Source organism: Bacillota bacterium (assembly GCA_023511455.1).
Lineage (GTDB): Bacteria > Armatimonadota > HRBIN16 > HRBIN16 > HRBIN16 > HRBIN16.
In genome coordinates, this window is sequence record JAIMBJ010000065.1 from 1 (window position 1) to 4,002 (window position 4,002).

At 59.7% G+C, this 4,002-nt stretch carries 3 protein-coding genes; all 3 read left to right on the forward strand.

The genetic code is table 11. The annotated features are described in order from the left end of the window. The first annotated feature begins 183 nt into the window (after positions 1-183). Complete coding sequence (locus K6U75_17120; GenBank protein MCL6476755.1) at positions 184-837, forward strand: PEP-CTERM sorting domain-containing protein; 654 nt, start codon at positions 184-186, stop codon at positions 835-837. A gap of 62 nt (positions 838-899) precedes the next feature. Continuing rightward, positions 900-1,679 (forward strand): prepilin-type N-terminal cleavage/methylation domain-containing protein, encoded by a 780-nt coding sequence (locus tag K6U75_17125; GenBank protein ID MCL6476756.1) that lies wholly within the window; start codon positions 900-902, stop codon positions 1,677-1,679. 96 nt (positions 1,680-1,775) lie between these two features. Then, positions 1,776-4,002 (forward strand): carboxypeptidase regulatory-like domain-containing protein (locus tag K6U75_17130; protein MCL6476757.1); only part of this gene is annotated, 2,227 nt, incomplete at its 3' end.

Consider the following 4,002-nt stretch of genomic DNA (forward strand, 5'->3'; position numbering starts at 1 on the left):
CGCAGCCAGGCGACAGCAACTGGAACCCCGATGCCGACCTGGACGGAGATGAGGAGGTAACACTGTTCGACTTCGGCATCCTCGTACAGAACTTTGGCATGGTTGGCGAGGAGTAGTTCCGTTACGGAGGCACCGATCCGAACCATCGGTTGCATATACTTTCAGAAAGGAGGGACGGCTACGATGAAACAACTCGGTTTGCTGTTGGTGTTGCTGAGCGGCATTGCCCTGCCGGTGTTCGCCCAGAACCTCGTGGTGAACGGCGACTTTGAGGGCGGTTTTACCAACATTGGTGGTGAAACCATCGCCAACGGATGGTCTGTCTGGGACGCAGGGAACATCAATCCGGTCTTTCCAGGCAGCACCCACTTCTGGCAGGTCGGGGGCGTGCCCGGCAGCGCACAGCGAATCATCGGCGGTCAGATTGCCGGACAGGCATTCCGGGGAGGGATTTACCAGGTAGTCAACGGCGCGATACCCGGTCTGCCGCACATCTTCTCCTTCGACTATCTGGTCGCCGGAACCACCGACCCCGGTGCAGGGCAAGAGCGGCGCATCGGCTACGACCTGACCGGCGGTACTGACCCCGACAGTGCAAGCATCGTGTGGGTGGTTATGGAGGATGCCACTGGTGACAAGCCCTGGCAGCACTTCGAGACCACCATTGTGCCCACCGGTTCCAGCGTGACCATCTGGACACGTGTGGGTATCTTCTGGCCCGTTGCCACGACCTTTATGGACATTGACAATGTGAGCCTCACTCCGGTACCGGAGCCTTCTGGCTTGGCGGTGCTGGGCGTTGGGATAGCGTGGCTGTGGCGACGGCGTACAAGCTAGGTGACAACCGGCGGGGGCGTGGCTCACCTGCGCCCCCGTCTCGTTTCAGGAGGCGAGCAAGGATGAAACATCACTATGCTTTTACGCTCATCGAACTGCTCGTGGTGATAGCCATTATCGCCATTCTGGCGGCGATACTTTTCCCTGTGTTTGCGCGTGCTCGCGAAAACGTACGCATGGCGCTTTGTCTCACGCATGTGCGCGAACTGGGCACGGCATTGCGCATGTACACGCAGGACTATGATGAAACCTTTCCAAAGGCGGGTTCCTGGATCGCTGCCATCACCGACCCTCCCGTCTGCGAACGAGATTATGACCCCGTCAGCCGGCGCATCACTTGCCGTCAGCGCATGGTGGACGCGCTGGAGCCCTACGTCAAAAACATCCAGATACACCGTTGCCCCAGTGATACCGGGTTGTCGTACGGGGGCTTCTGGTTGTTCGTTCCACCGTGGACGGAGCGTCCGCTTTGGGACCCGGAGGTGCTGGGACCACGGGGAGGTCCGCTGAGCAGCTACCAGTATAACGCCTGGTCTCTCACTTGCTCGCTCGGTGCGCTGGCTACACCAGAACGACCAGAGCGGGGCTACTTTGGTCCCTACACCGGGCTGACTGACGCGAAGGTCGCGGTGCCTTCCCAGTGGCTGGCTATCGGCGAGATATGGTTCTGGCACCAGAAAGACCCCAGCACGGGCATTGCCCGCAAAAACTATGCCTTTGCCGACGGACACGCCAAACGATTGAATCAGGACACGCTGGCTGACCTGGAAAACAAACTGGTTTCGGAAGGGTACGTGCGGCTGGTGAACTCGCAGTGGGGTGCTTTCCAACCCTGCCAGTGAGTGCTCAAACGGCGCCGCTATATCCGTGAAAACGGCATGGTGTTTCGCTCATCGTTGCGGTGTCGCGGGTCGACTGTCTTCAGGAGGACGAGCAAGATGGTGCACTACACTACCTGGTTTGTTTCTTTGTTCTTGCTGCTCATTCATACCTCTGTGTTCGCAGACGGCTGGATAAGCGGAAAGGTATCGGATATGCTGGGGCGAGGGGTATATGAGATCGCCGTGTGGGCGAGCTCCAGCGAGACCGGCTACACCTATTCCGCGAGCACCGCGACCGACGGCACGTACACGATAACCTTACCGGCAGGCACGTACACAGTCGGTTTGCGTGACCCGTTTCACTTTCGCGTACAGATGCGCCACGGCGTGGTGGTTCGCGATAACAGGACGACGCCACTGAACTTCACTTTATACAACACCGTGTGGACGGACGACCCTACCTGGTTTGTAGACTGGCATCGGGTATACGCCCAGAGTTTCATTGCCGACGGCACGTCGGTGGTGAAAGTAACAGCGCGCGTGGCATCGGAGGCGACTACCATTAACGTTTCCGTGCACGAGGGCGGTCAGGACGGACCTCAGGTGGGACCCGCACGCACTCTGTATGCTGGACAAAGCGGCAGGGGCACTGCCGCCTGGCACGCCGGGGAAGTGCCGGTAGTTCCTGGCAGGCGATACACGGTGGTATTGCGCCGACCGGACAACGCCCTGTGGTCTACCTATATGAGCCGTCCGCTCTATTTCGGCGCAGATGCTTACCCGGATGGTTGCGCTGTCGTGGACGGTACATCGATACCAGACATAGACCTCGGCATCACCATCTGCTGCGATAACGACGGACATGCTACCTTTTACCATGTTCGCCACAATAACGGCGGGCAATGGGTGAACGAGGCGGTGCAGAGCTTCGTGGCGAGAGGGAGCAGCCTGACCTCCGTCAGCTTCATCACAGGCGGCGTGAGCAACGTCTGGTTCACGGTAAGTGTGCATACCGCTCCATCTGGCGGACAAATGGTCGGCGCTGTGCGCTACGTGCGTGGATGGGCGGATAGCCCCATGATGGTCTGCTGGTCGCCCGGCGAGGTACCCTTGACACCCGGACAGACTTACTACCTGCGCATCCGCCGTACCACCGGCGAGGGATTCTACATCTATCTTGCCAACAACGCCTATCCGGGCGGTATGGTATATTTGAACGGAGTTGCCCAGCCCGGGCTCGATCTCGGAAGCTGTGTCATGACAGTGGAAGAATACCCGGGTGCGGTCAAACCCAGACTGCAGATGCATAGCCTGTTGACCACCAGCGTCGCCTCGCGCAGCGCATCGCTGTACTGGCGTACCAGCGCGCCCGCCGATTCGATGGTCGAATACGGTACCGATACGCCATACGCTCAAACCGTGGGCAATCCGTCCCTGACCAACATCCATGAGGTTAGCCTGAGCGGATTAGAGCCGCATACTCTGTACCACTTTCGGGTGCGCTCGCGGGCGGATGGCTACATCGACGGTGTCAGTGGAGACAACACCCTTCTTACGCTGCCGGAGACGCCCAACCTGCTGGTGAACGGTGGCTTTGAAACGGGCGCGCCCGCGGGGTGGACCTATTTCGGTGCGTCGGATGGGGTGTACGAGGGTCCCTGGTTCAAAGACCTGCGAGCAGTGGAGGGGCGGTACTTCATCGGCTGGGCGACCAACGGCGGCACGCGCAACGGTGGGGTGTGGCAGCGTGTTCCGGCAAAGCCAGATAGAGAGTACTGCTTCAGTGCATGGGCATGGACGTGGTGCTTGAATATTCCGGAATGCAACGTGGCGGTGCGTATCGGCATAGACCCCTTCGGCAGAACGAATCCTGATGCATCCGGCGTGGTGTGGACGCCATGGAGCGTGAACTTTGACCGCTGGCATCCGCTGTGGGTACGGGCGACAGCGCAATCCGGTTACATCACGGTCTTCCTGCAAGGGCACGCCAGTTCGCCCGCCGAGTGGAACATCTATGCTTTCGATAACGCCGTACTCACCGAGCGGGTGCAGAGGTTCCGTGTGAGCGGCAGGGTAACGCCTGGTGATTTTGTCGCCTCACCGGAGGGCGTTCCTGTGGAGGTACAGCTCCGCCCTTCGGTCAGTACTCAGCCACTGCGAACGGAGGTGGTGTTGCTGGATGAGATGGGCAGTTACACCCTGAGTGAAGTCGAATCTGGCGAGTACGACATCGCCTTCAAGGCCAGTCACTGGCTGCGGGTGGTTGTCCGAGGCATTCAGGTGGTCAATGCGGACGTCGAGGGCGTCGATGTTATCCTGCCGAACGGTGACGTCGACGGAGACA